Source organism: Nocardioides sp. T2.26MG-1, assembly GCF_950101795.1.
GTDB lineage: Bacteria > Actinomycetota > Actinomycetes > Propionibacteriales > Nocardioidaceae > Nocardioides.
Window position 1 is genome coordinate 1 of the sequence record NZ_CATNLZ010000029.1, and the last position, 255, is coordinate 255.

General features: G+C 72.2%; 1 protein-coding gene. It reads left to right on the forward strand.

The window, feature by feature from the left end:
- The coding region (locus QQZ14_RS15020) for a transposase (protein WP_284535153.1) at nt 1–255 on the forward strand (255 nt) is incomplete at both ends.

Below are 255 nucleotides of genomic sequence, written 5' to 3' on the forward strand. Positions count from 1 at the left end.
TCAACGCTGACGGGCACCGCGAGATCCTCGGCGTGCAGGTCACCACCAGCGAGGACGGCGCCGGCTGGCTCGCGTTCTTCCGCGACCTGACCGCCCGCGGCCTGGCCGGGGTCAAGCTCGTCACCTCCGATGCCCACGCCGGCCTGGTCGCCGCCATCGCAGCCACGATCCCGGGCGCGGGCTGGCAGCGCTGCAGGACCCACTACGCAGCGAACCTGATGTCAGCGACCCCGAAGAGCTCGTGGCCGTGGGTCA